The organism is Silvanigrella sp. (assembly GCF_044369315.1).
Classification (GTDB): domain Bacteria; phylum Bdellovibrionota_B; class Oligoflexia; order Silvanigrellales; family Silvanigrellaceae; genus Silvanigrella.
On sequence record NZ_JBIPMD010000310.1, the window covers coordinates 1 to 3185 of the forward strand.

At 36.0% G+C, this 3185-nt stretch carries 3 protein-coding genes and 1 tRNA gene; 3 read left to right on the plus strand and 1 reads right to left on the minus strand.

The genetic code is table 11. The features are described from left to right. Window positions 1-144: 144 nt before the first annotated feature. The 3 genes from ACIQ56_RS16010 to ACIQ56_RS16020 all read left to right on the plus strand — a co-directional run bounded on the left by ACIQ56_RS16010 (window position 145) and on the right by ACIQ56_RS16020 (window position 1414). Entirely contained in the window at window positions 145-507 is a 363-nt protein-coding gene (locus ACIQ56_RS16010; protein WP_397602040.1) for a hypothetical protein, read from the plus strand. A gap of 66 nt (window positions 508-573) precedes the next feature. Further along, window positions 574-649: transfer RNA gene (locus ACIQ56_RS16015), tRNA-Phe, on the plus strand. A gap of 93 nt (window positions 650-742) precedes the next feature. Continuing rightward, the gene (locus ACIQ56_RS16020; protein ID WP_397602041.1) at window positions 743-1414 is read left to right on the plus strand and encodes an O-methyltransferase; all 672 of its coding nucleotides are present in this window, start codon (window positions 743-745) and stop codon (window positions 1412-1414) included. A gap of 41 nt (window positions 1415-1455) precedes the next feature. Here the strand turns inward: ACIQ56_RS16020 and ACIQ56_RS16025 are convergent, their stop codons facing one another. Continuing rightward, the gene (locus tag ACIQ56_RS16025) at window positions 1456-3057 is read right to left on the minus strand and encodes a hypothetical protein (RefSeq protein WP_397602042.1); all 1602 of its coding nucleotides are present in this window, start codon (window positions 3055-3057) and stop codon (window positions 1456-1458) included. Between the last annotated feature and the right edge of the window lie 128 nt (window positions 3058-3185).

Here is a 3185-nt window from a genome sequence, read left to right on the forward strand (position 1 = left end):
TAACATACAGTCCTTATGTCTTTGGGGCAAATTTAGTCTCGTTCACTCTGGGAATGTGCTTGATATGATTGATCAGCGAGTCTCAATGTCTTTGGGATATGACAGTCTCTTCCTGATAAAGGAAATTTTAATACAAACTGCTTTATGCAACCTTTTCGTCCTCAATGCTCTTTAGAGCCTGTAGCAATAATTTTTTCGCGTGCCGCAAAAGATTCGTCTAAGCTACAAATTTCATTGTGTTATTCAGAGGCCGCGCTCACTTGTGCCCCCACAGGACCCGCCCTTCCTGCCTGTCTTGCAGGGAAATTATCCCAGATCATCAATGCTTTAGAGCTTGGGGTGGAGGCCTGGGTCTGTCCAAATACGAACGCGGCTTTAAAAGCATCCCAAAATAGAGTGCGAGAATTGATTTTTGCTTATTCATCGATCATATTTAGCAAAGAAGTTGCTTTTAGAAGCGAAATTTTGATCAATAACGCAGCAAATAAAAAAAATAAAAAAAATTAAAAAAACTTGTTACGAATGCTTGACTGATCTTGCATTCGTGTATTAGTCACAGTCTTACCAAAGGTTGGCGCTTTAGCTCAGTCGGTAGAGCAGTGGACTGAAAATCCACGTGTCCCCAGTTCGATTCTGGGAGGCGCCACCATCCTTTACTTCCCCTTCTTTTTTCTATTATCTCCTTTTTAAAAATACCTAAATGCAGTAAGTGTGTGGTCTTCTTTTAAAGTAAGGTAAATGTATGCGTCCTAAGTCTTATTCTAATTTATCTCAATCAGTTTCTCAGTATGTCGAAAATTTACTACAAGTCGATAATGATCCTAATTTGCAACAAGTCATGCAAATTGCGAAAAAACGGGGAACGCCTCCTTTGCAGGTTGTGCCCACGGATGGTCGTAATTTAGAAGTGTTTGCTAGAACCGCCCAAGCAAAAAAAATTGTGGAAATTGGAACTTTATGTGGTTATTCAGCCGTATTTTTGGCAAATTCTCTTCCAGAAGACGGAAAGCTTTATACCTGTGAGCACAGCACTCACCACGCTGCTGTGGCAAGCGAAGTTTTTCAAAGTTTAGGCCTCTCTCATAAAATTGAAATAAAAATAGGGAAAGCCCTTGATACTCTCCCAAGCCTTGTTCGTGAAGGTCCTTTTGACCTTGTCTTTATCGATGCCGATAAAGCAAATTACCCAAAATATTTTGATTGGGCGGTAGAAAATTTAAGATCAGGTGGTCTTCTTATTGCGGATAATGTTTTTGTTTTTGGATTTATTGGTGATGATGAACTCCCACAAGGAGAATTAGCGAATTTAATACAAGCTATGCGCAACTTTAATGAAAAATGCGTAAAAGATAAAAGGCTTGTTACTACCTTTTTACCAACCGGAGAAGGTATGATGGTTGCTGTAAAAAAGTAATTTCGCACAAAAATATTCTTATGTCGGATTTTTTAATCAATTTAATAACGATGCCATTTATAAGTACTAGGAATACATGGCTGTGGACAATTTTCGGGACTTCCATTTTCAACAGAAGACCAAGCAACTAAACTGCGCACCACATTTTCAAGTGGTACTTTACGTTGCGCGGCATAAGGAGAATAAAAAGTCCATTCTGGATCTGGTCTTGTTGGGTTTTCATTCCACTTATAAATATTATAATTGTAGGAAGCTGTTGTTGAATTTGGAACTAAACCAGTTGAAACATCGGAACTTCCTGATGGTGTCCAAATAAAATCAGGGTGTGCGTTTTGGTACCATTCCCCACCTATAATTCTATCACTGGAATCTAATTCAAGGTCATAATAATAGGTAACAGAAATCACATTATCATTTCTTGGTGAATCTTTTGTTGCTGTATTTGGCCATGTTTCACCTATATATTGAATTGTGGTTTCAACTCCAACAATTTTTGCAGCATATCTTGATCTATAACTTGGAAACTTATCATTTGTAAATTGGGATCTAGGAATAGCGGCTTCTTTTGCTGTAGCTCCTGCAACTCTTGTTTGTGGATTAAAATAGCAGTATTTATAGCCAACAAGGGGCTGATTCCAAACTTGAAAATCATAAGTCGCATCAATAACAACACTGCGATTATTGATTCCAAGTTGATTTACTAAAGTTAAATGAAATGTCCCTGGGTTTGTATCAAAGCATTCTTGACTCGTAATACGTCCATTGGAATCTGTAGTAGGATTTTTTTGGTTACAGCGGCCTCCAATAAATTTAGTTGGAGCACTTAAATTAGCCCAGAGAATTGTAGAAAGTGCCTTGATATCTGATGGGTAAAATGTAATTTTTGTTCCGGCAGCATTTGTTAAGTTAACGCTGCGAACAGGTCTATTGTGCATGTATGCGGCAGGAGCCCAGCCATGACAAATACCTTCCCATCCTTCAAATTTTCCGTAACTTTGTGCATCGGCTATAATTGTATTTGTTAAGGAGTAATTACTGTCTCCCATTAATAAATCGTATTTTTCTGCTGGGGAAAGATAATTTGTTTTTCCTTCGCTTACTAGTGTGGCTGCTGGTCGTTGTCGTAAAATATAATTTGCATAATCATTTATTTCCATGTCAGGTAAATTTTCTGAATATCTATTTGTTATATTTCCTTTATAAAGAGGCCAATAACTTCCAGACCAAGGTTGAAAAGTTAATGTATAAGAGGATATTTTTTTAGCATCAATAGCATTAATATTGTCTATAAATGTTGCTGGATTATCTATAACATATTTAGGATTATCATTTCCTTGGTATTCAGAAAAAGGTTTAAAAGATCTCGATCTTTTACTTGCACTTTTCATAAGAGTATTACGATATTTATCTTTTTTCTCTACAAATGATCTTGATTTAATATCGGATTCAGAAAATTGAGTTTCTATTATTTTATTTCCTGATACTTGTTTTTTAGTAGGAATTTTATCCATGGTAGCTTTGGGATTTTCATGAAACTCTTTAAGAAATTTATCTAAATTTACTTCATCTTGTGCATATGCAATAGAGGAAATTCCCATCAAAATTGCAATAGGTAGTTTTCGAAAATTTTTGCTATAATCCATAAGCAAAACTCCTAATAATATATGCCAGTTAAGAGTTGAGAAAGATATTGTGAAGATTGAAGAAATAGCTCCAATTTGTTAGTTAATTGTTGCTTAAAAAAAAGTAACAAAGGAGCTACCAATGGATT

Excerpts from the sequence above, each read along its gene's own strand:
- ACIQ56_RS16025 (WP_397602042.1), bottom strand. The coding sequence starts at position 3,057 with ATGGATTATAGCAAAAATTTTCGAAAACTACCTATTGCAATTTTGATG.
- ACIQ56_RS16010 (WP_397602040.1), top strand. The coding sequence starts at position 145 with ATGCAACCTTTTCGTCCTCAATGCTCTTTAGAGCCTGTAGCAATAATT.
- ACIQ56_RS16020 (WP_397602041.1), top strand. The coding sequence starts at position 743 with ATGCGTCCTAAGTCTTATTCTAATTTATCTCAATCAGTTTCTCAGTAT.